The following is a 22859-nucleotide window of genomic DNA, read 5'->3' on the forward strand; positions in this document are numbered from 1 at the left end:
GACAGCACCAAGCGGATCACGGCCCAGCTCCGGCGAGCCGTCCGCCGCCTCGACGACTGGACCCTGATCGCGTTCAACCCGCGCTACCCGCACCCGGGCGCGCGCGCCTGACGCGACCTGCCTGACCGGCGGGCGTCGCTGTGCTATCCGGCACAGCGGCGCCCGCCGTTGTGTCTCAGCCGGCCGCGGCGGGGGTGCCGGGGCCGGGGAGGACCTCGACGTCTTGCGCGCGGGCCGTGAGGTGCACATGAGGGCAGTTGGATCTTGATTGGGCTGCTCTGATGTTCATCTCACGGCGGCGGCCGGTGCGTGGATGTGTGCAGAGCCTGTGGGTGCGGGGGTCGGAGCGGCGCCCACGGGTATGTCTCACCGTTCGCTTGGCGGCACCAGTGGCCGCATCTGCGCCCAGATCACGAACAGGACGGCGACGACGACCATCCCGATCCCCGACCAGAGGTTGATGTGGATGCCGCCCGCCTTGGCGATCTCGGCCTCGCTGTCGAAGAACAAGCCCTGCACGATCAACACGATGCCGTAGACGGCGAACAGCAGGGCGATGATCGTGCGCAGGTCGAACAGCTGCGACGCGGCGCTGGGCGCCTCGGCGTGGTCGAACGGCGGCCTCTCCTCGGATTCGCTCACGATGCTCCTTCCGCGATCACCAGAACATCAGGTACAGCACGAGCGTGAGCACGAGAACGATGGCGCCCAGCACGACCGGCGACTGCCACCACGCGCCTTCTTCCTCGTCCGGCCCTTCGAGCCCAGCAGACACACCGACCGCCCGCCTCTCCGCAACGACATCTCCGCGGCCGCCGGCTGCCGGCCCACCGGGGAACTCACCGCCGACGCCTGCGCCTTCCGCGACGGCCTTGCCACGCCGCCCGCGCGGCGTGAGTGCCCACACCAGCCCAACGAGATCCGAGTCCGGCTTGGGTGTGGTGACGGTCGAGACGACGACGGCGACCGCGATGCCGACGACGAACGCGGCGCTCGCGCCGAGGAACGACCCGGCCTGCGAGGACACGGGGATCACGCCCCCGCGCACCAACGAGTCGACGATCACCGCTGCCACGGTGCCGGAGATCAGCCCCGTCCAGCCGGCCGTGCCGGTCATCCGCTTCCAGAACAGGCCCAGGATGAAGATGGCGAACAGCGGCGCGTTGAAGAAGCTGAAGAGCGCCTGGATGTAGTCCATCAGGTTCGCGTACTGGCCTGCGATCGCCGCCGTGCCGATAGCGAGCAGACAGCCCACCACCGTGACCATGCGACCGATGCGCAGGTAGTACTCGTCGGGCCGGCCGGGCCGGACCCAGTCCTGCCAGAGGTCGTAGGTGAACACGGTGTTGAGCGAGCTGATGTTGGCCGCCATGCCCGCCATGAACGAGGCCAGGAGCCCGGCCAGCGCCACGCCGAGGATCCCGTTGGGCAGCACCTCGTTCATCAGCAGCGACAGCGCGTTGTTGTAGGTGACGTCGGTGGCGCCGCCCTCCTTCAGCGTGGTGAGCTGCGGGACCAGCACCCCGGCGATCATCCCGGGGATCACGATGACCAGCGGGATCAGGGCCTTGGGGAACGCGGCGATGATGGGCGTGCGGCGCGCCGCCGACATGTTGCGGGCCGAGAGCGCGCGCTGCACCTCGGCGAAGTTGGTGGTCCAGTAGCCGAACGAGAGCACGAACCCGAGTCCGAAGACGATGCCGAGCACCGACAGGAACGGGTTCGCGATCTCGGTGAGGGTCGTTCCCGGCCAGGCCGACAGCTGTTCCGGTCCGGGAGGGAGCCCGCTCACCTGGGCGCTCAGCCCGTCCCACCCGCCGACCCTCGCCAGCCCGGCCACCGTGAGCGGGATCAGCAGGGCCAGGATCACGAAGAACTGCAGAACCTCGTTGTAGATCGCCGCGTTCAGCCCGCCCAGGAAGGTGTAGCTCAGCACCACCAGGGCGGCCACCGGGATCGCAAGTGCCAGCGACCAGCCCAGCAGCGCCTCGAGGACCAGGCCGAGCGCGTACAGGTTCACGCCCGCGATCAGCACGGCCGCCAGCGCGAACGTGATGCCGTTCACGCGCTGGGTGGTCTTGTTGAACCGCATGCGGAGGAACTCCGGCACACTGCGGGCCTTGCTGCCGTAGTAGAAGGGCATCATCACGATGCCGAGGAACACCATCGCGGGGATGGCGCCGATCCAGTAGTAGTGCACGGTCGGAATGCCGTACTGGGCCCCGTTGGCCATCATCCCGATCAGCTCGATCGCGCCCAGGTTCGCCGAGATGAACGCGAGCCCGGTGACCCAGGCAGGCAGCGCCCGTCCGGACAGCAGGAAGTCCAGGCTGGAAGCGATCGAGCGGCGAGCCATCACCCCGATGCCCAGCACCAGCACGAAATAGAAGATCACGAAGAAGTAGTCGAGCGCGGTCGTATTCAGTCGCAGGTCCGTCTGCGCCAGCACCGTCTCCGACAACATTGTCTCGGTCAGCACGGCAGCCCTCCCGTCTACACCCACGGTCCAGCAGAACTGGATGATCCGCCTCCACCGGCCGACGCGCCACTCGGAGCACGGCGTCGTCACCGATCCTGACCAGGGCGGGCCTGCCGATGCGGCTGGCCGCAGGCCTCAGCGGCCGGACGTCGGTACCTGTTCGCTTCTCCGCGGCTCGGTCGCAGCCGGGCCGTCGGGCGCCATCAGCGCCAGCGCTTCGCGTAGCACCGGCTGTTCGGCGAGTCGCGGTAGTCGCCGAACCGCGTCATCGGCTCGTACCCGGCGCTCGTATAGAGCGCGATCGCGTCCGGCTGCGGGACGCCGGTCTCCAGGATCATCCGCCGCCGCCCGGCCACGCCGGCCGTGCGCTCCAGCTCGGCCAGCACGGCGCGGGCGTAGCCACGTCCCCGGTGCCGCTCGGCCACGTACATGCGCTTGATCTCGGCGTCACCCGGGCACAGGGCCGGGTCGCCCGCGCGCTCGTCGTAGTCGTCACCGCGCGCCCGCCAGCCGCCGCACGCCACCCCGACATCGTCGACGTACCCGACGACGAAGAGTCCCTGCGGGGGGTCGAAATGGCGGGCGTCCATCGAGGTGGAGTCCCCGCCCCCGTACAGCTGCATGTAGTACTGCTGGATCTCGCCGTCGAGCTTCGTGGCGTCGGGATGGTCGAATGCCGTCGGGCGGAGGTCGAGCACGCCTCGACCCTACGACCCGGCCCTACGACGCAACCGCAGCAGCAGCCTTCAGCGAGCTGTGCGTCGGCGCCTCCGGTACTTGCGCCGGGCGCAGGGCGTCGAACTCCTTGCGCAGCACCGGCACGACCTCCGCGCCGAGCATCTCCACCTGCTCCAGCGCCCACTCCAGCGGAAGCCCCATGCCGTCCACGTTGATGAGCTGGCGCTGGTAGTCCCCGAAGTCCTCGCGGAACCTCATGGTGCGGTCGATCACCTGCTGTGGGCTGCCGACCACGAGCGGCGTGTCGGCCATGGTCTGCTCGATCGAGGGCCCGTGCCCATAGATCGGCGAGTTGTCGAAGTACGGACGGAACTCGCGCACGGCTTCCTGCGAGTTGCGGCGCATGAACACCTGGCCGCCGAGCCCGACGATCGCCTGGGCGCTGGTGCCGTGCCCGTAGTGCTCGTAGCGCCTGCGGTACAGGTCGAGGAGCCGCTTGGTGTGGTCGGCGGGCCAGAAGATGTTGTTGGCGAAGAACCCGTCGCCGTAGTAAGCGGCCTGCTCGGCGATCTCGGGGCTCCGGATCGAGCCGTGCCAGACGAACGGCGGGATGCCGTCCAGCGGGCGCGGCGTCGAGGTGAACGACTGCAACGGGGTACGGAACCGGCCCTCCCAGTCGACCACGTCCTCCCGCCAGAGCCGGTGCAGCAGCGCGTAGTTCTCGACCGCCAGCGCGATCCCGTTGCGGATGTCCTGCCCGAACCACGGGTAGACGGGCCCGGTGTTCCCGCGCCCGAGCATGAGGTCCACGCGGCCCTCGGCCAGGTGCTGGAGCACCGCGTAGTCCTCGGCGATCTTCACCGGGTCGTTCGTGGTGATCAGCGTGGTCGATGTCGACAGCAGGAGCCGGCTGGTCCGGGCCGCGATGTAGCCCAGGATCGTGGTGGGCGACGACGGCACGAACGGCGGGTTGTGGTGCTCACCCATCGCGAAGACGTCGAGCCCCGCCTCCTCCGCTGCCACCGCGAGCCGGACCATCGCCGTGATCCGCTCGTGCTCCGACGGGGTCCGTCCCGTCCGTGGGTCGGTCGCCACGTCCCCGACGCTGAAGATTCCGAACTGCATGTCTGCCACCCCGCTGCTGTCAAAGACCGTCAAATGCTGTCACGTCAACAAACGGGCGGCAGCCTCGTCTATTCCGGGAGGCGCGGGGCCTTGCCGAGGTGGTGGAGCCCTGCGTGGACCACCGAACGCCTCAGGCTGCCCGGTATCTCGGATTGAGGCTGGCCTGGAGGTCGTAAGCCGCCAAGGCGAGAAGAATTTTGGTAGGGGCGGTCAACGGCAGGAGGCGTTCGCATGCAGCGTCATGTCTCGCAACCGCTCCGAGGCGGCCGGGGCAGTAGTTGCCGTCCCGCGGATATGGAGATCATCCGGTGAGGGAAGCCGACGACGGCAATCTGATCCACTACTACTCCCAGGGACGCACTGCCCGGGCCTGGGTGTGCGACGCCGTCGACCGGCTCGCCGGCGCCGATCCAGGACTGAATCAACTGCGGATGGCGTTGCAGGCGGTGCTGGGTGTCGTCGCCGCTCTGGGGCTCACCTACCTGTTCGTCCGGCTGACCGGCGCGATGCAGTTGCCGGTTGGCAGCGAGCCCGCAGCGGTGCTGACGGCGGCGAACTACGCGATGCTCCTCGTCTCGATGCTGGTCGCCGGCATCGTCGCGATGATGTCCGCGTTCACGGTCCAGGATCCCACCGCGCGCGGTCAGGTGCTGTCGTCGCTGCTCTTGCCGGTGCTGATGCTGATCGGGCTTGTTCTCGGCCTGCTGGTCGGGCCCTATCACGTGCTGTCGCTGGCCTACCTCGTCCTGGCGATGGCCGTGGCGGTGTACATCCGCCGCTTCCCTCCGCGCGGGTTCGGCGCCGGGATGGGCGTCTTCTTCGGCGCCTTCCTCGGGTTCTTCCTGTCCGCCGAGCTCGCCCTGCACGACATCGGCTGGATCGCCGCCGACCTCGGGATCGGGGCGCTCGCGTCGCTGCTGGTGCGGTTCGCCTTCTTCCGGCCGGATCCGGAACGGACCCTGGCGCGGATGTTCCGGTCGGCGGGTGCCCGGTCGCGGCGGCTGCTCACGCTGAGCGTCGGCGTGCTCGCCGAAGCGGACGAGAGGCGCATCCGGGCGGGGGAGGAGCACATACGCCGACAGCTGGTCCGGCTCAACGAGACCACGCTCATGATCGATGCCCAGCTGGCCGAGACCCGCCCGCGCACCGCGGCGGTCGAGGCGCATCGGCTCTTCGACGCCGAGCTGGCCCTGTCCGACTGTGCGCGCTTCGCTGTGGCGCTGGCCACGGAGGGTTCGCCGTCCGCCGTCCGCCGCCGGGCGGCGGACGCGGTGTCGGCGCTGCTCGACGGCGACCCGGCCGGGGTGTCCCGCGCGGTGGCGGCGCTGCGGGAGGTGGAGTGCGACGGACACCGCGCGACCGTGCAGGCCTCCCGATTGGCCGCCTGCGTGGAGCACTACGCCGCCGCCCGCGACCGCGTCGGCCGGCCGCTTGGGAAGAAGGAGATCGCCGAGGCCGCCGGCGGCGACTTCACCCCCGCCGTCCTGCTGGTCAACAACTGGCTGCCCGGCTCGGTGCCGGTCAGCGCCGAGGCCTCGACCACGCGGGGGCGCGGCCGGCTCGACCGCGCCACGATGGCGTCGCATGTCCGCACCACCGTCCAGATCACCATTGCCGGCACGCTCGCGGTCGTCGCCGGGAACGCGGTGTCGGGACCGCGCCTGTACTGGGCGGTACTGGCGACCTTCTTCGCCTTCGTGATGGCTACCAACTCCGGTGAGCAGCTGCGCCGCGCGCTGTTCCGGATCGGCGGCACCGCGATCGGCATCGTGGTGGGCGATCTGTTCGTCCACCTCACCGGCGGTGATGTCTGGTCGTCGCTGGCCATCATCCTGGTCGCGCTGTTCCTCGGCATCTACCTGATCCGGCTCAACTACATGTTCATGGTCATCGCGATCACGGTGGTCATTTCCCAGCTGTACGAGCAGCTCGCGGAGTTCAGCTGGCAGCTGCTGGTGCTGCGGCTGGCCGAGACGGCGATCGGCGCCGGAGCCGTCATCCTCACTGTGCTGTTCATCGTGCCGCTGCACCCGCAGCGGGTGCTCACCACCGGGGTGTTGCGCTGGTTCACCGCGCTGCGCAGTCTGCTCGAGTCCGCGTTCGGCCGGCTGGACGGGCAGCGGGAGCCGCTGCGGCCGCTGGTGCGCGACGTCGACGCCGCCTACGCCGCGCTGGTCGCGTCCGCCACGCCGCTGCGACCGGTCACCTTCGGCCGCAACTCCACCCAGCTCACCGAGATCCTGGTGGTGAGCTCAGCCGCCCGGCAGCACGCCCGCTCCCTCGCCGCTGTGATCGAGAAGGCCGATGCCGACGGAGAGGTCCTGCCGTTGGCCGACAACCGGCAGCTGCGCGCGGCCGCCGAACAGTTGCAGACCGCGACCGAGGCGATCGAGCGCCGCATCGCAACCGGTGAGCACGGCCGCTACGTCCGCTCCTCTGCCCTCGTCGCGCTCGCCCTTGACGACCTCCGCCTGCGGCAGTCACCGCTGGCGCAGGCGCTGGACGACCTCACCCTGCTCGACGGCGCCCTGGCTCGGCTGGCCACCGCGCTGCAGATGGACGTCGACGACCACGACACCGGCCAACCCGCGGACGAGGTCCACGTGGGAAACGAGCTCTGAGCCGGTGCCGTGCCTACGCGCACGCGACCGGTCCGCACCACCACGTCGCTTCCGGGCGTCAACCTCGGCGTCCGGCCTTCGCCTTCCGGCGCCATGTGGTGAGCACGCGCTCGGTGTAGCCGTTCGGCTCGGTGCGGCCGGTGAGCACCAGCTCGAGCGCGGCCTGGAACGACGGGCTGGAGTCGAGGTCCTTCGCCATCGGCTCGTAGCCCATCTCACCCGAGTTCTGCTCGTCGACGAGCGCGGCCATCCGCGCGAACGTCTCCCGCACCGTCTGCTCGTCGACCAGCCCGTGGTGCAGCCAGTTGGCGATCAGCTGGCTGGAGATCCGCAAGGTGGCGCGATCCTCCATCAGCCCGACGCCCTCGAGGTCGGGCACCGTGGAGCAGCCGATGCCGAGCCCCACCCAGCGCACGACGTAGCCGAGGATCGACTGCGCGTTCGTCTCGAGCTCGTGGCGCTTCTCGTCGCCGGTGAGGTCGGTGTCGAGCCGCGGCACCTCCAGGAGCAGGCGCCGGCCGGTCTCGCGGCCGGCCAGCTCGCGCTGGCGGGCGAGCACGTCGGTGCGCAGGTAGTGCAGCGCGTGGAGGGTGGCGGCGGTCGGCGAGGGCACCCAGGCGGTGTTGGCACCCGCCTCGGGGTGCGCGCCCTTGGTGGCGAGCATCTCGGCCATCGCGGCGGGCTTCGCCCACATGCCCTTGCCCACCTGGGCCTGCCCTACGAACCCGGCGCGCAGCGCCACGTCCACGTTGCGGTCCTCGTACGCGCGCAGCCACACCGTTGACTTCATGTCGTTCTTGCGCACGACAGGCCCGGCCTCGAAGTCGGTGTGGATCTCGTCGCCCGTGCGGTCGAGGAAGCCGGTGTTCACGAAGATCGTGCGGCTCTGCGCCTGCGCGATGCAGGCGTCGAGGGTGAGCGACGTGCGCTTCTCCTCGTCCATGATGCCGATCTTGAGTGTGGCCGGCGCGAGCCCGAGCGCCTCCTCCACGGCGGCGAAGATCTCGACGGTCAGCGCCACCTCGTCGGGCCCGTGCTGCTTGGGCTTGACGATGTAGACGCTGCCCGCGCGCGAGTTGGAGTACCTGCCAAGGCCGCGCAGGTCGTGCAGCGCGGCGGTGGCGGAGACGAGCGCGTCGAGCAGCCCCTCGGCGATCGGCTCGCCCGCCGCGGTCTGCACCGCGTCGGTGCGCATGTGGTGGCCGACGTTGCGCACGAGCAGCAGCGAGCGGCCGGAAAGCGTGAGCGCCGAGCCGTCGGGGGCGGTGTAGCTGCGGTCGCCGTTGACGCGCCGCTCGACGGTCTCGCCACCCTTCTCGAAGGTCGCGACGAGCTCGCCCGTCATCAGACCGAGCCACGTGCGGTAGGCCAGCGCCTTGTCCGGCCCGTCGACGGTCGCGACGGAGTCCTCGAAGTCGACGATCGTGGTGACGGCCGACTCCAGCGCGAGGTCCGCGACGCCGGCGTGGTGCTGGCGGCCCACCTGGTGCTCCGGGTCGATCGTCAACTCGACGTGGAGCCCGTTGCGGCGCAGCAGCACTGCCTGCACGACGCCGGGGTGGCCGTCGTCGTCACCGCCGCCGTCGGCGCCGCTGCGGTGCCCGGCGAACTGGCCGGGGTCGGCGAGACCGGTGCTCCCGTCCGCCGTGTCGACGACGAGCGCCCCGTCCGCCACGCGGTAGGCAGTGGCGGCGGTGTGGCTGCCCTCGGCGAGCGGGAAGAACTCGTCGAGCAGCCGGTCGGCCTCGGCGATGACCTGCGCGCCGCGCTCGACGTCGTAGCCCGGGGCGAGCTCGCGGTCCTGTGGGAGCGCGTCGGTGCCGTACAGCGCGTCGAAGAGCGAGCCCCACCGGGAGTTGGCGGCGTTGAGGGCGTAGCGCGGGACGGTGGCGGGCACCACGAGCTGCGGGCCGGGGATCTCGGCGATCTCGGCGTCGACGCCATGGACCTCCACCTTCGGGGAGGCGGGCGGCGCGAGGTAGCCGATTTCGGTGAGGAAGCTCTCGTAGGCCTCCGGGTCACCCGCTCCGTTGTCCCGGTGCCAGGCGTCGATCTGCGCCTGGAGCTCGTCGCGCCGCGCGAGCAGCGCGCTGATGCGGCCGTCGAAGCGCTCGTGCAGCGCGGCCAGCGCTGCCCAGAACGCCTCGGGCTCCAGGTCCAGCCCGGGGAGCAGCTCCTCGGCCACGAACCTCCGCAGGGCCGCATCGACCTGAAGTTCCGTACTCACGTCTCACCCTCCGCTCGCGACGTACACGATCGAGGGTGCCCCACGACCGCCCGTCCGTCCAACCGAAGTTTCTACAAGACGGATAGGCGGTTCCGCATCGCGGAAAGTATGGTTATGGCGTGACCACAGCAGCCGGGGCCGGAACGGGAGCGATCGCCGCCGGTCCGATCCCCGTCAGCGCCAGCAGCACCGCGAGTGCCGCGGCCACCATGAGTGCGAGCTGCAGTCTTCGACGCGGTCCCATCGCTCCCACCTCCGAGAATGCCTCTGTCGATCATCAACCGATCGGGCTCCGGGATCGTGACGCTCTGCGACCGGAGCGTGACAGGCGCCACAGTGCGCGCCGCCCCGGCTCCGCCGTTCGGTGGACACCGCACAGAACCGGGCGATCCATGGATCGCGGAAGTAGTCTCCAGGTCGCCCATGGACGCGCGACGGAGGGGGCAGAACAATGCTGAACGTCGCAGTACGACAGGCGTTCGAGCGAGCGCTCGACCCGGCCGATGTGATCAGCGACCCGGTGCGCTGCCGGGCCTACGAATGCGACGGGCTCACCGGCTACCGGGTCATCCCCGACCTGGTGCTGCTGCCCCGCGACGCCACCCAGGTGGCCGCCGCGGTGCGGGTGTGCGCCGAGCACGGGGTGCCGTTCGTCGCCCGCGGGGCCGGCACGGGCCTGTCGGGCGGGGCGGTCCCCGTGGCCGATGGCGTGGTGATCAGCCTCGCCCGGCTCAAGCGCGTGCTCTCGGTCGACCCGGTGGACCGGCGGGCGGTCGTCGAGCCGGGCGTCACGAACCTGGAGATCACCGCGGCCGCCGCGCCCCACGGGCTCTACTACGCCCCGGACCCGTCGAGCCAGCAGGTCTGCACGATCGGCGGCAACGTCGCGGAGAACTCCGGCGGCGCGCACTGCCTCAAGTACGGGTTCACCACCAACCACGTGCTGTCCTGCCAGGTCGTGCTACCCGACGGCTCCGTGGTCACCCTCGGGTCCGACACGGGCGAGCAGGCCGGGCCCGACCTGCGGGGGGTGTTCCTCGGCTCCGAGGGCACACTCGGCATCACCACTTCCATCACCGTGCGGCTGCTGCGCACCCCGGAGAGCGTGCGCACGCTGCTCGCCGATTTCCCGTCGATCGCGGCGGCAGGTGACGTCGTCTCCGGCATCGTCGCCGCCGGGATCGTGCCGGCCGCCGTCGAGATGATGGACACGCTCGCGATCGAGGCCGCCGAGAAGGCCGTGCACGCGGGCTACACCCTCGGGGTGCCCGCGGCGCTCGTCGTGGAGCTGGACGGGCCGGCCGAGGAGTGCGACGTCCAGTTCGAGCAGGTCAAGGAGATCTGCGACCGGCACGGCTGCACGCGCCTGCACATCGCGGGCTCACCGGAGGAGCGCGCGGCGATCTGGCGCGGGCGCAAGGCCGCGTTCGCGGCCGTCGGGCGGATCTCCCCCGACTACTTCGTGCAGGACGGCGTCGTGCCGCGCACCCGGCTCGCGGAGGTGCTCGACCGCATCGCGGGCATGGGCGCCGACGCCGGGCTGCGCGTGGCCAACGTGTTCCACGCCGGCGACGGCAACCTGCACCCGCTGGTGCTCTACAGCGCCGCCGTGGGCGAGACCGAGCGCGCCGAGCAGCTCTCGGGCAAGATCGCCGAGCTGTGCGTCGAGCTGGGCGGGTCGCTGTCGGGTGAGCACGGTATCGGCACCGACAAGGCCTGCTCGATGCCGAAGATGTTCTCCGAGGACGACCTGGAGGTCATGCGGCGCGTCCGCTCGGCGTTCGACCCGAACGGGATCTGCAACCCGGGAAAGGTGCTCCCCACCCCGCGCCTGTGCGGGGAGCGCCCCGGCAAGTACCGCCCGCACCCGCTGGAGGAGTCCGGCGTGATCGAGCGCCTGTGACCACCATGCGAGTCGAAGGAGAGCGATGAGTGACGGGAACGCGACGGCCGCATCGCTGCGCCCCACCGACCTGCGGTCGCTGCGGGACGCGGTGCTCGACACCGCGGGCACGATCGCGATCGGCGGCGCGGGGACGGCTGCCGGGTGGGCGGCCCCGCTCGGACCGGTCGACGCGACGCTCGACACCACCGCGATGACCGGCGTGCTCACCCACAACCCCGGCGACATGACGGTCTCGGTGCGGGCAGGCACCCCGCTCCGGTCCCTGGCAGAGGAACTGGCGCCGCACGGCCAGCACGTCGCGTTCGACGCCGCGCGTGTCGGCGACGGTGCGACCGTCGGCGGGCTGCTCGCCACCGCCGACGCCGGGCCGGCCGCGCTCGTCCACGGCTCGCTCCGCGATCTCGTCATCGGCGTCACCATGGTGCTGGCCGACGGCACGGTCGCCCGCAGCGGCGGCCACGTCATCAAGAACGTCGCCGGGTACGACCTGGCGAAGCTCATGCACGGCTCCTACGGCACCCTCGGTGTGCTCGCCGAGGTCGTGCTGCGGCTGCACCCGGTGCCGAAGGCCACCACCACCCTCGTCGTAGAGTGCTCGCTCCCCGAGGCGGCCGAGCACGCCGCGCGGGTGCTGGGCGGCCCGTACGAGCCCGCGGCACTGGAATGGACGTCCGACGGGCGGCTGCTCGTGCGGGTGGAGGGCACGGAAGGCGCCCTCCCGGCGCGTGTGCAGCGCGTGCGGGAACTGCTCGGCGCCGGATCCGAGCTGGACGACCCGTGGGAGCGGCACGCCGCGCTCGTGCGCGGCACCGACGAGCACGCGGTGCTGCGGCTCGGTGTGCGGCCCTCGCGGCTGCCCGGCCTGCTGGAGCGGCTCCCCACGGCGACGGTGACCGCGGGGCTCGGCACGGGCGTCGCCACCGTCGCACTCGCCCCCGCGGCCGTCGCCGAGGCGCACGCGCTCGTCCATGAGGCAGGCGGCACCTCGGCGCTCCGCGCCCGGCCCGAGGGCTCGGACGCCCCGGCGTGGGGCCCGCCGCCCACCGCGGTCGGCGTGCTCAGGGCCGTCAAGGCCGAGCTCGATCCGCAGGGCCGGTTCGGCCCAGGCCGCTTCGACCCCTGGATGTGAGAGAGATGACCACACCCGCCGGCTCCGCCGAGACCAACATCCCGCAGACCGTCCCCAGCAGCTTCGACGACCGCAGGCCGCCTGAGCGCGAGCTGCTCGACGACTGCGTCCACTGCGGCTTCTGCCTGCCGACCTGCCCCACCTACCAGCTGTGGGGCGAGGAGATGGACTCCCCGCGCGGCCGGATCTACCTGATGGACCTCGCGCACAAGGGCGAGATCAGCCTCGACGGGCCGTTCACCGAGCACATCGACGCCTGTCTCGGCTGCATGGCGTGTGTCACCGCGTGCCCGTCCGGGGTGCAGTACGACCGCCTGCTGGAGTCGGTGCGCCCGCAGATCGAGCGGAACGTCGAGCGCAAGCCCGCCGACCGGATGTTCCGCGAGGCGATCTTCGCGCTGTTCCCCTACAAGCGGCGGCTGCGGCTCGCGGCGCTTCCGGGCGCGCTCTACCAGAAGCTGCGAACGGTGCCCGCGATCGCGCGGCTCGCCGAGAAGCTGCCCGGGCGGCTGGCCGCGATGGAGTCGTTGCTGCCGCCGGTGTCGGTGCGCGAGGCGTTCGCCCGGCTGCCCGTGCACACCCCGGCCGTCGGCGAGCGCAGGGCCCGGGTCGCACTGCTCACCGGCTGCGTCCAGGACGTCTTCTTCCACCGCGTCAACGAGGCCACCGTGCGCGTGCTCGCGGCCGAGGGCTGCGACGTGCTCGTGCCGCGCGAGCAGCAGTGCTGCGGCGCTCTGGAGCTGCACGCCGGGCGTGAGGACAGCGCGCTGGCCAGGGCGAAGCGCGAAATCGCCGGCTACGAGAGCCTCGACGTGGACTTCGTCGTCACGAACGTGGCGGGCTGCGGCTCGTCCATGAAGGAGTACGGCCACCTGCTCGCCGACGACCCGGAGTGGGCGCAGCGGGCCGCCGCGTTCAGCGCCCGCGTCCGGGACGTGCACGAGGTGCTCGCCGACCTGCTGTCCGACGGCGGGCCGCGCGCCCCGCGCCACCCGTTCCGCGGGCGCGTGGCCTATCACGACGCCTGCCACCTCGGGCACGCCCAGCAGGTGCGCGAGCAGCCGCGTGCGGTGCTGCGTTCCGTCCCCGACCTGCAGCTCGTGGACCTGCCCGAGGCCGCGATCTGCTGCGGGTCGGCGGGCATCTACAACATGGTGATGCCCGCGGCCGCGGGCGACCTGGGGGCCCGGAAGGCCGCGAACGTGCGCTCGGTGGAGCCGGACGTGGTGGTCACGGCCAACCCCGGCTGCCTGCTGCAGATCGGCAAGCACCTCGGCCGCGACATCCCGCTGCTGCACCCGGTGCAGCTCCTCGACGCGTCGATCCGGGGGGTGCCCGTCCCCCGCTCCTGACGCCGATCACAAGTGTCGGGGCTTGCCCCTAGCTTCTCCCCATGGCGATCGACTGGACCTCGCAGCTGTCTGAACAGCTGGAGTGGCACTGGCAGGGCCACCTACGGCCGAGGCTCGACGGGCTCACCGACGAGGAGTACTTCTGGGAGCCCGCACCGGGGGCGTGGAGCGTGCGGCCGCGGGGCACGTCCACCGCGCCGGTGCAGGCCGGGAGCGGCGAGTTGACCATCGACTTCGCGTTCCCCGAGCCCGACCCGCCGGTCACCACCATCGCGTGGCGGCTGGCGCACGTCATCGTCGGGGTCTTCGGGGCGCGTGTCGGGTCGCACTTCGGCGGCCCCTCGATGGACTACCAGAGCTTCGCCTACGCCGGCACCGCCTCCGAGGCCCTCGCCCAGCTCGACGAGGTGCACGACGCATGGGCGACCGGTGTGCGCGGGCTCGACGCCGAAGCATTCGAGCGGCCCGTCGGTCCTGCCGAGGGCGGGTTTGCCGAACACCCGATGGCGGAGCTGGTGCTGCACATCAACCGCGAGGCCATCCACCACGGCGCCGAGATCCTGCTGCTCCGCGACCTGTACCGGGCGAAAACCCCGTAACGGGCAGACGGGTGATCAGCACTGCTCCGAACGGAGCAGCTCATCCTGCAGGGCCTCGCGCCGCATCGCAGACTCCGTGGCATGTGGCCCTACGTCGTGCCGCCGCTCCAGGCACTCGCTCCTGCACCCACCGCCTACGTCCAGAACCCGTATGCCGTCGGCGGATCGCTCGGGCTCTCGGCGCTCGTCTCGGTGTTGCCGCTCGCGGTGGTGCTCGTCCTGCTCGGCGCGCTGCGCGTGCGCGCGCACTGGGCAGCTCTGGCCGGGCTCGTCACTGCGCTGCTCGTGGCGGTGCTGGGGTTCGGAATGCCGGTCGGGATGTCGCTTTCGGCCGCGCTGCACGGGGCGTTCTACGGGCTCTTCCCGATCCTGTGGATCGTCGTCAACGCCCTCTGGATCTTCAACATGACGGTGGCGAGCGGCCACTTCGACGTGCTGCGGCGCAGCTTCGGCTCGCTCTCGTCCGACCGGCGCACCCAGGCGATCCTCGTAGCGTTCTGCTTCGGCGCGCTGCTCGAGGCGCTCGCCGGGTTCGGCGCCCCGGTCGCGATCTCGGCGGTGATGCTGGTGGCGCTGGGGTTCCGGCCGATCAAGGCGGCGGTGATCTCCCTCGTCGCGAACACGGCTCCCGTGGCGTTCGGCGCGATGGCCGTTCCGATCATCACGCTGGCCAGCGTCACCGGGCTCCCGTTGAACCAGGTGGCGTCGATGGTCGGCCGGCAGACCCCGTTCCTGGCGCTGTTCGTGCCGCTCGTGCTCGTGTTCATCGTCGACGGCGTGCGGGGCGTGCGCGAGGCGTGGGTGCCCGCCGTCGGGTGCGGGGTGGTCTTCGCCCTCGCGCAGTTCGCGACCTCGAACTACATCTCGGTGCCCCTGACCGACATCGTGGCGTCCCTGCTCAGCGCGGCCGCGGTTTTCGCGCTCGCGCGGATGCGTCCGCACGCCGCGTGGGCGGCCCGCACGCCCACGGTGGCGGCCGCGGGCGGTCCGGGCACGGCGGCGAAGCCCGACACCCCCGCCGAGGTGCGCAGGGCCTACGCCCCCTACGTGATCATCATCGTCGTCTTCGCGCTGGCCCAGCTGCCCGGGATCAAGCAGGCGGTCGACTCGCTCAAGCTCGCCTTCGCCTGGCCGTTCCTCGACATCGCCGGTCCGGACGGCAAGCCGCTCACGTCGAGCACAGTGAAGTACTCCCTGACCTGGCTCTCCACTGCGGGCACGCTCCTCCTGATCGCGGGTGCGATCTCGGCGATCGTGCTCGGCCTCGGGGCCCGCCGGGCACTGGCCACGTGGGGCCGGACGGTCGCGGAGCTGCGCTGGGCCATCCTCACCGTGGCCACCGTGCTCGCGCTGGCCTACGTCATGAACGCCTCGGCGCAGACCACGGCGATCGGTCTCGTCTTCGCCGGCGCGGGCGCCGCACTCGCGTTCCTCTCCCCTGTGCTCGGCTGGCTGGGTGTGGCCGTCACCGGCTCGGACACGTCCGCGAACGCGCTCTTCGGCAGCCTCCAGGTCACTGCCGCGAACGGCGCCGGGCTGCCGCCGGAGCTGCTGGCGGCCGCCAACTCGTCCGGCGGCGTGCTCGGCAAGATGCTCTCGCCGCAGAACCTGACGATCGCGGCGGTGGCCGTCCGGCTCGAGGGCCAGGAGGGCGTGCTCCTGCGCAAGGTGATCGGCTGGAGCCTCGGCATGCTGCTGGTACTGGCAGTGATCATCGCCCTGCAGGCCACACCGGTGCTCGGCTGGATGCTCCCGTAGAGCACCCCGCTGTGTCGCCGTCCCGGGCAAGCAGGGCGCTGCCGGCGGGCGCGGTCAGCCGATCGCCGGCAGCGCCGCCTGCGGCGATATTTGCCTCCCGCTCCGCTCCCGGGCGGCCGCGCGCCTCAGGGCCGCCGGCCATGCGCCGGAAAGGTTAGCTGGTCGGACGTCGAGTAGTGGTCATCCCCGCTGGCCGCAGATCGTCTTGGCGTGCCCGTACGGCGTCGACCCCGCTGAGCGCCCGGTTTGACGTCCCGGCCACGCCAAGTGCCGGCCAGGGTCGCAGTAAGGGCCCCGGATGGTCGAGCCGACGCGACCTTCACCCGCTGAACCTTCGCTGCCACGATCCGACGATGACCGTCTACGTCCGGATCGGCCGCAGCTACCGGACGACCCGCAGGCCGGACCCGAGGATCGCCACGCAGGTGGCCGCCGTGCTTGCCGGCATGACGAGCGTCGTGAACGTCGGCGCCGGCACGGGTTTCCTACGAACCCGCCGAGACGGTCGTGGCGGTCGAGCCCAGTTCGACCATGATCGCGCAACGCCCTGACAGGGCCGCTGCCTGTGTGCGGGGTACAGCTGAGGCGCTGCCCCTGCGCGACGGCAGTGTCGACGCTGCGCTCGCGGTGCTGACCGTCCACCACTGGACCGATGTCGAGGCCGGCATCGCCGAGCTCCGCCGGGTCGCCCGGAAGCGGATCGTGATCCTCACCTGGGACCAGTCGGTGTTCCGCGAGTTCTGGCTGGTTCGCGAGTACCTCCCGGCCGCCGCCGCGGTCAGTGCGGGCCACGCGGTGCCCGTCGCCCGCCTTGTCGAGCTGCTGTGCGGGGCGCGGGTCGAGCCGGTGCTGAGTCCGCACGACTGCACTGACGGCTTCGGGGCCGCCTTCTGGCGCCGCCCCGATGCGTACCTCGATCCCGGGGTGCGCGCCGGCATCTCGATGCTGGCCCAGGCCGACCCGCGCGAGCTCGTCGACGGCCTGTCGATGCTCGACAAGGACCTGAACTCCGGTGCCTGGCATGAGCGTCACAACGAGCTATCAACCCTTGACCGGCTCGATGCGGGCTACCGGTTGATCGTGAGCGGCTGAGCGAGGCGCTTCCACTCGTTTCTCGACACCAACGCCGAAGGGCGACGCCGCACAGTCACACGCATAGGCCCGCGCTTGCTGATTCGCCCCGTGATCGCCGAAGAATCTACCGGCGCTTGCCCGGATCGCCTGGCAGCAGCGTTCTGGAGACAATTACTGATGGGCCGCGGGTAGCGGGGAGGTCCGGGCTGAGGGCCGGTCGACCGGTTCGAACCAGCGTCGCGGACAACCGGCTGCTATCAACCCGTCCGCTGGTGCGGGCATCACGCGTTCCGCGGAACGTGCTGGTTCAGGCTGCTGTGGCGGCGGGGACGTGGCGGGGGAGGAGGGTGTCGAGGATGGGTGCGGGGTCGAGGGTTTCGCCGTACCAGGTGGGGGTGAGCGAGCGGTCGGTGATGAGTTGGCCGCTGCGGGTGGCGTGCTCGACGAGGCCGTCGAGGTTGCCGGCGAGCGGGCGGCCGGCCTCGGGGACTTCGGTGCCGTCGGGGCGCAGCGCTTGCCAGCGGTGGCCGGTCCAGCGGATCTGATAGCCGCGGTCGTGGATGAGCTGGTGGTGGAACGAACACACGAGAACGAGGTTGTCGAGGTCGGTGGGGCCGCCGGCCCACCAGGGGCGGGCGTGGTGGGCGTGGAGGTGGCGGGTGTGGGTGCAGCCGGGGAATCGGCAGCGGCCGTGGTCGCGGATGGTGAGTGCGGCGATCTGGGCGGGGGAGGCGAGGCGGCGGGTGCGGCCGAGGTAGAGCCGGTTGGATCGGGGCTCTGGCAGCAGCAGCTGGACCTGGGCGTCGCAGCCGAGCCGCTCGGCGGCGGCGGGAGGTAGTTCGGGGCCACCGGGGATGCGAGCGGTGCCGGTCGCGGCGTCGATGTGCACGATGACCTTGGCGTGGCCGCGGCGGACGACCGGACGCCGCGGGGTGTGGCGCCGGCGTCGGTTACGGCGGGTTGTGGGCTGGGCGCCGCGGCGGCCCCGGCCGGGCCGGGCACGCTGGCCGCACCCGCCGGCCTTGCCGGCGCTGGCCTCGTCGTCGACGGACGCACCGGTGTCGCTGTCGATCACCCCGGCGGCTGCGTCGGCCTCGCTGCCGATATCTCTGCCGTCGCCGTGGTCGGGGTGGTCCGGGTGCAGGTCGTCAAGATCGGCGTCGCTATCGAGGTCGGCGTCGCTATCGAGGTCGGTGGCGGTGTTGATCAAGGTGAGCAGGGCGTCGGCGCGGCGGGCGGCCACCCGGTCGGCGGCGGCGCCGGGTGCGTGTTCGACCGCCCGGTGCTGCCAGTCCGGGGGGCGTTCGCGCGGCTCGGGTCGGGTCGCGGTGGCGGTGGCGGTGGCGGTGGCGGTGGCGGTGGCGGTGGCGGGGACGAGCGTTTCGATGGCGGCGACCAAGGTGGCGCCCTCGGCCGGTGCGAGCCGGCCGCGCAGCACCAGCGAGCCGTCGTCGGCCCAGGCCCAGGACAGCGACCGGGCGGCCTGGGCCTTCGCCGGGTCGGCGGTGCGGCGCCGCACCGCACGCACCACCGTCTCCAGGTGGCTGGCGGTGCCGCCCAACGCCACCTGCAGCAGCGTCTGCTCCACCTCCTGCGCTGGCGCCCACCGCGGACCCGGCTGATCGGGCACCTTCGGATCGTCGTCGAACTGCTCGGGTTGTGGCTGGTCGACGGGGAGGTCGGCGGTGACCCGGGTGATCGCGCGGACCTTGGAGTAGGAGATCCGTCCGGCAGCGAAGGCCTCGGTGACCCGCGGCAGCTTCGCCAGGGCGTGCGCGACCCGGACCTGTTCGATGGCGGTGCGCAGGCTCATCCCGGCCTTCCAGGACAGCCAGTGCGCGCACGACCGCAAGCCCGGGCCGGCCCACCCGTCGCGGCGGTCGAACTCGGCCAACAACTGCAGGAACCGGCACTGCGCCGCGGCGATGTGCCCGGCCAGGCCCAACAACTCGGACTCCAATTCCCCGAGGCTCAGCCGCGACGGAACCATCGTCTGACGCACTAGACACCCCCAAAGCCGAGCGCATGTTCGACTCTGACGATGTCATGACGCACCGACATTTCCCTGCTGACCAGCCCCGGCCGACCCGGCCGACCCTGCCGACCTGAACGCGTTCCGCAGAACGCAGCCTATTGGGAAGTGGATGGCCGGGTTTACGCCGCCGAGGGATGCCCTTGCGGCACTCGGGGTCTTGCTTGAGAGCGGCCAGGGCCGGGGAGGGTAGCGGCGGCGACACGCTGGGCATGTGATCGCTACCGCACAGTAGGGTCTGGTCCCGGCGCCCGACGAGGAGGACCGATGGCGGTGCTGCGCTCCAGGTTGGACACCGCTTCCGCGGAGTACGCGGCCGACCGCGAGGCGATGCTCGGCGCGCTCGAGCCCCTCGCCGCGCTCGCGGCCACCGTCCATGCCGCGGGCGGTGAGCGGCCGGTCGCGCGGCATCGGCAGCGCGGCAAGCTGCTCGCCCGCGAGCGCGTCGACCTGCTGCTCGACGAGGACGCCCCGTTCCTCGAGCTCTCGGCCTTTGCCGGGGCCCACGACCCTGAGACCGAGCAGCCCGGCGCCCGGGTGATCACCGGAATCGGGCCCGTGTCGGGCGTCGAGTGCATGGTCGTGGCAAACGAGGCCACGGTGAAGGGCGGGTCGGTCTCCCCCGCCGGGGTCGCGAAGCAGCTGCGGGCGCTGGAGATCGCCGAGCGCAACCGGCTGCCGGTGGTCTCGCTCGTGGAGTCCGGCGGCGCGGACCTCCCCCGCCAGGCCGACATCTTCGTGCCCGGCGGCCGCACGTTCCGCGATCTCTCCCGGCTCTCGGCGCAGGGCATCCCGACTATTGCGCTGGTGTTCGGCAGCTCCACGGCGGGCGGTGCGTACGTGCCGGGGATGAGCGAGCACACGGTGTTCGTCGCCGGTGCGGCGTCGGTGTACCTGGGCGGGCCGCCGCTGGTGAAGATGGCCACCGGCGAGGACACCGACGACGAGACGCTCGGCGGCGCCGACATGCACGCCCGCGTCTCTGGCCTCGCCGACCACCTCGCCGTCGACGAGCGCGACGCGATCCGGATCGGCCGCCAGATCGTCGCCGACCTCGGCTGGCGCAAGGCCGGGCCGCCGCCCGCGCTCCCGGCGGACGAGCCCCGCTATCCCGCCGAGGAGCTGCTGGGCTGCGCCGCCGCCGATCCGAAACGCGCCGTGGAGGTGCGCGAGGTGCTCGCCCGCGTCCTCGACGGCTCCCGGTTCGACGAGTTCAAACCCCTTTACGGCACCACGCTCGTCACGGGGTGGGGTTCGATCGGCGGCCGCCCGGTGGGCGTCCTCGCGAACAACGGCATCCTGTTCTCCGAAGAGTCGAACAAGGGCGCGCATTTCATCCAGCTCGCCAACGCCCGCGACACGCCCCTGCTGTTCGTCCAGAACATCACCGGGTTCATGGTCGGCACGGCCGCCGAGCGCGGCGGGATCATCAAGGACGGCGCGAAGCTCATCAACGCCGTGTCGAACTCCTCCGTGCCGCACCTGACGCTGATGGTCGGGGCCTCCTACGGGGCCGGGAACTACGGGATGTCCGGCCGCGCGTACGACCCTCGGTTCGTGTTCACGTGGCCCAGCCACCGGATCGCGGTGATGGGCGGCCCGCAGCTGGCGGGCGTGATGTCGATCGTGCAGCGCGGCGCAGCGCAGCGGGCCGGCCGCCCCTACGACGACGCCACGGACGCGCAGGTCAGAGCCATGACCGAGGCGATGATCGACGCACAGTCGGGCGCGCTCTACGCCACCGGCCGCGGCTGGGACGACGGCGTGATCGACCCCCGCCACACCCGCACCGTGCTGGCACTCGCGCTGTCGGCGGTGCACTCGGCCCCGGTGCGCGGCACCACCTCCTACGCCCCCTTCCGGATGTGAGCCCGGTGACCGCGATACGCACCCTGCTCGTCGCCAACCGCGGCGAGATCGCCCGCCGCGTGTTCCGCACGGCGTCGGCGATGGGCATCCGCACGGTGGCCGTGCACTCCGACCCCGACGCGCACGCGCCGCACGTCCTCGACGCCGACCGGGCCGTCTCGCTGGGCGGGTCCACCCCGGCCGAGTCGTACCTGGACGCCGCGAAGATCCTCGACGCCGCCCGCCGCGCGGGAGCCGACGCCGTGCACCCGGGCTACGGCTTCCTCGCCGAGAACGCCGGCTTCGCCGCGGCGTGCGCCGCCGCCGGGCTCGTGTTCGTCGGGCCGTCGCCGGAGTCGATCGCGGCGATGGGCCGCAAGGACCGCGCCAAGGAGATCGCGCGCAAGGCGGGCGTTCCCGTGCTGCCCGACGCGCCCGTCACCGGCGACGACCCGGACGGTTGGGCCGTCGCGGGCGCGGACGTCGGTTTCCCGCTGCTGGTGAAGGCCACCGCGGGCGGCGGCGGCAAGGGGATGCGGCTGGTCACCGGCCCGGACGGGCTGGCCGAGGCGATCACCGGCGCGCGGCGTGAGGCCGCGGGCGCGTTCGGCGACGCCGCGGTGTTCCTGGAGCGCCACCTCGGCTTCGCGCGGCACGTCGAGGTGCAGGTCTTCGGTGACGTCCACGGCGGGGCCGTCCACCTCGGCGAGCGCGAGTGCTCCGTGCAGCGGCGCCACCAGAAGGTGCTGGAGGAGTCACCGTCCCCCGCCGTCACACCGGAGCTGCGCGAGCGGATGGGCGCCACGGCCGTGGCGCTCGTGCGGGAGCTGGGATACGTCGGGGCTGGAACGGTCGAGTTCCTGCTCGACGAGGACGGCGACTTCTTCTTCCTGGAGATGAACACCCGGCTGCAGGTCGAGCACCCCGTCACCGAGGAGGTGTACGGCCTCGACCTGGTGCGGATGCAGCTGCGGGTGGCCGCCGGGGAGCCGCTCGGCCTCGACCGCGCCCCGGAGCCGCGCGGGCACGCCATCGAGGTGCGGCTCTACGCCGAGGACCCGGCGAACGGGTACCTCCCCGCCCCCGGCCCGCTGCACCACTACGCCCATCCCACGCATCCCGGGGTGCGGTTCGAGGACGGCGTGGCGGCCCCCGGCGAGGTCAGCCCGTTCTACGACCCGATGCTCGCGAAGGTCGTGGCGCACGCCCCCACCCGGGCCGAGGCCGCCGCAATGCTGGCCGGCGCGCTCGACGCCACCGAGGTGCACGGCCCGGTCACCAACCGCGCGATGCTTGCCGCGCTGCTGCGCGACCCCGATTTCCTCGCCGGCGAGACCCGCACGGACTTCCTGGACCGCCACCCGGTCCTGCTCGCGCCACCGCCGCCGACGCCCGAGGTCGTCCACCTGGGCGCCGCAGTGGCCGTCACCGCGGCCCGCCGCCGCGCCGCCGACCCCGTCACGTCGCTCGCTCCGCCGGGGTTCCGGCTGCTGCCGGGCAGCGCACCGGCCACCGCCCGCTGGACACCGATCGGCGGGGAACCGGCGGACGTCGGGTACCGGCTGGGCGCCGCGTTCGGGGACACGGCGCTCACGGTCACGGTCGGGGGCACCACCACGGAGCTGGGCCTGCGCGACCTCGGCCCGGACGGCGTGCGGGTGGTGCACGATGGGGTCGCGGTGCCGTGCATCGTGCGCGTCCACCCCGACGGCTCGGTGTGGGTGAACGACCCGGCCGCGCAGAGCGGGTGGCGGCCCGAGCCGCGGCTGCCCGACCCGGAGCTGTCCGCCGCGGCGGCCGGCCCCGTCGCGGAGGTGCCGGGCACGGTCGCCGCGGTGCTCGTCGCCGCCGGTGACCAGGTCACCGCCGGTCAGAAGCTCGTGGTCCTGGAGGCGATGAAGATGGAGCATCCCGCCACTGCGGCCGCCGACGGGGTGGTGGCCGCGGTGCACGTCGAGCCGGGCCAGTACGTCGAGGCGCACACGGTGCTGGTCACGCTCACCACCGGGCCGACCGCGTGAACCCTGGGGT

At 72.0% G+C, this 22859-nt stretch carries 17 protein-coding genes; 10 read left to right on the forward strand and 7 right to left on the reverse strand.

Annotated elements, in window-relative coordinates; all coding sequences use genetic code 11:
* Positions 1 to 366: 366 nt before the first annotated feature.
* The 4 genes from ABD143_RS21335 to ABD143_RS21350 form a co-directional block, all read right to left on the reverse strand.
* Positions 367 to 642, reverse strand: coding sequence for a hypothetical protein (locus ABD143_RS21335; protein ID WP_343981148.1), 276 nt, complete (start codon positions 640 to 642; stop codon positions 367 to 369).
* Positions 643 to 658: 16 nt separating this feature from the next.
* Positions 659 to 2464: a sodium:solute symporter family protein gene (locus ABD143_RS21340; RefSeq protein WP_343981292.1), complete on the reverse strand. Its 1806-nt coding sequence runs from the start codon at positions 2462 to 2464 to the stop codon at positions 659 to 661.
* Between the two features lie 218 nt (positions 2465 to 2682).
* Entirely contained in the window at positions 2683 to 3177 is a 495-nt protein-coding gene (locus ABD143_RS21345; RefSeq protein WP_343981151.1) for a GNAT family N-acetyltransferase, read from the reverse strand.
* A gap of 22 nt (positions 3178 to 3199) precedes the next feature.
* Positions 3200 to 4282, reverse strand: a complete 1083-nt coding sequence (locus ABD143_RS21350; RefSeq protein ID WP_343981154.1) for an LLM class flavin-dependent oxidoreductase — start codon at positions 4280 to 4282, stop codon at positions 3200 to 3202.
* A gap of 308 nt (positions 4283 to 4590) precedes the next feature.
* Between ABD143_RS21350 and ABD143_RS21355 the strand changes: the two genes are divergently transcribed.
* Positions 4591 to 6903: an FUSC family protein gene (locus tag ABD143_RS21355; RefSeq protein WP_343981156.1), complete on the forward strand. Its 2313-nt coding sequence runs from the start codon at positions 4591 to 4593 to the stop codon at positions 6901 to 6903.
* Between the two features lie 58 nt (positions 6904 to 6961).
* Here the strand turns inward: ABD143_RS21355 and ABD143_RS21360 are convergent, their stop codons facing one another.
* Together ABD143_RS21360 and ABD143_RS21365 are read right to left on the reverse strand one after the other, a co-directional pair.
* Complete coding sequence (locus ABD143_RS21360) at positions 6962 to 9130, reverse strand: malate synthase G (RefSeq protein ID WP_343981159.1); 2169 nt, start codon at positions 9128 to 9130, stop codon at positions 6962 to 6964.
* A gap of 112 nt (positions 9131 to 9242) precedes the next feature.
* Positions 9243 to 9374 (reverse strand): hypothetical protein, encoded by a 132-nt coding sequence (locus tag ABD143_RS21365; protein WP_343981162.1) that lies wholly within the window; start codon positions 9372 to 9374, stop codon positions 9243 to 9245.
* Between the two features lie 207 nt (positions 9375 to 9581).
* Between ABD143_RS21365 and ABD143_RS21370 the strand changes: the two genes are divergently transcribed.
* The 7 genes from ABD143_RS21370 to ABD143_RS21400 all read left to right on the forward strand — a co-directional run bounded on the left by ABD143_RS21370 (position 9582) and on the right by ABD143_RS21400 (position 16966).
* A complete protein-coding gene (locus ABD143_RS21370) occupies positions 9582 to 11033 on the forward strand; it encodes an FAD-binding oxidoreductase (protein ID WP_343981165.1) in 1452 nt (483 codons plus the stop codon).
* 25 nt (positions 11034 to 11058) lie between these two features.
* Positions 11059 to 12165 carry an FAD-binding oxidoreductase gene (locus tag ABD143_RS21375; RefSeq protein ID WP_343981168.1) on the forward strand — a complete coding sequence of 369 codons (1107 nt, stop codon included), beginning with the start codon at positions 11059 to 11061 and terminating at the stop codon, positions 12163 to 12165.
* A gap of 5 nt (positions 12166 to 12170) precedes the next feature.
* Positions 12171 to 13517, forward strand: a complete 1347-nt coding sequence (locus ABD143_RS21380; protein WP_343981170.1) for a (Fe-S)-binding protein — start codon at positions 12171 to 12173, stop codon at positions 13515 to 13517.
* Positions 13518 to 13558: 41 nt separating this feature from the next.
* Positions 13559 to 14116 carry a DinB family protein gene (locus ABD143_RS21385; protein ID WP_343981173.1) on the forward strand — a complete coding sequence of 186 codons (558 nt, stop codon included), beginning with the start codon at positions 13559 to 13561 and terminating at the stop codon, positions 14114 to 14116.
* A gap of 81 nt (positions 14117 to 14197) precedes the next feature.
* On the forward strand, positions 14198 to 15874 hold the full coding sequence (locus ABD143_RS21390) for an L-lactate permease (protein ID WP_343981175.1): 1677 nt from the start codon (positions 14198 to 14200) through the stop codon (positions 15872 to 15874).
* Between the two features lie 353 nt (positions 15875 to 16227).
* Positions 16228 to 16425, forward strand: coding sequence for a hypothetical protein (locus ABD143_RS21395; RefSeq protein ID WP_343981178.1), 198 nt, complete (start codon positions 16228 to 16230; stop codon positions 16423 to 16425).
* Positions 16406 to 16966 (forward strand): class I SAM-dependent methyltransferase, encoded by a 561-nt coding sequence (locus ABD143_RS21400; protein WP_343981181.1) that lies wholly within the window; start codon positions 16406 to 16408, stop codon positions 16964 to 16966. Before ABD143_RS21395 ends, ABD143_RS21400 begins: the two co-directional genes overlap by 20 nt.
* A gap of 289 nt (positions 16967 to 17255) precedes the next feature.
* On the opposite strand, the gene ABD143_RS21405 is transcribed toward ABD143_RS21400, so the two are convergent.
* Positions 17256 to 18908 (reverse strand): HNH endonuclease signature motif containing protein, encoded by a 1653-nt coding sequence (locus ABD143_RS21405; protein WP_343981184.1) that lies wholly within the window; start codon positions 18906 to 18908, stop codon positions 17256 to 17258.
* Positions 18909 to 19247: 339 nt separating this feature from the next.
* On the opposite strand from ABD143_RS21405, the gene ABD143_RS21410 reads away from it, so the two are divergent.
* Positions 19248 to 20849 (forward strand): acyl-CoA carboxylase subunit beta, encoded by a 1602-nt coding sequence (locus tag ABD143_RS21410; RefSeq protein WP_343981187.1) that lies wholly within the window; start codon positions 19248 to 19250, stop codon positions 20847 to 20849.
* Between the two features lie 5 nt (positions 20850 to 20854).
* Positions 20855 to 22849 (forward strand): ATP-binding protein, encoded by a 1995-nt coding sequence (locus tag ABD143_RS21415; protein ID WP_343981189.1) that lies wholly within the window; start codon positions 20855 to 20857, stop codon positions 22847 to 22849.
* Positions 22850 to 22859 lie beyond the last annotated feature (10 nt).

The sequence above is a fragment of the Pseudonocardia aurantiaca genome (assembly GCF_039526725.1).
Lineage (GTDB): Bacteria > Actinomycetota > Actinomycetes > Mycobacteriales > Pseudonocardiaceae > Pseudonocardia > Pseudonocardia aurantiaca.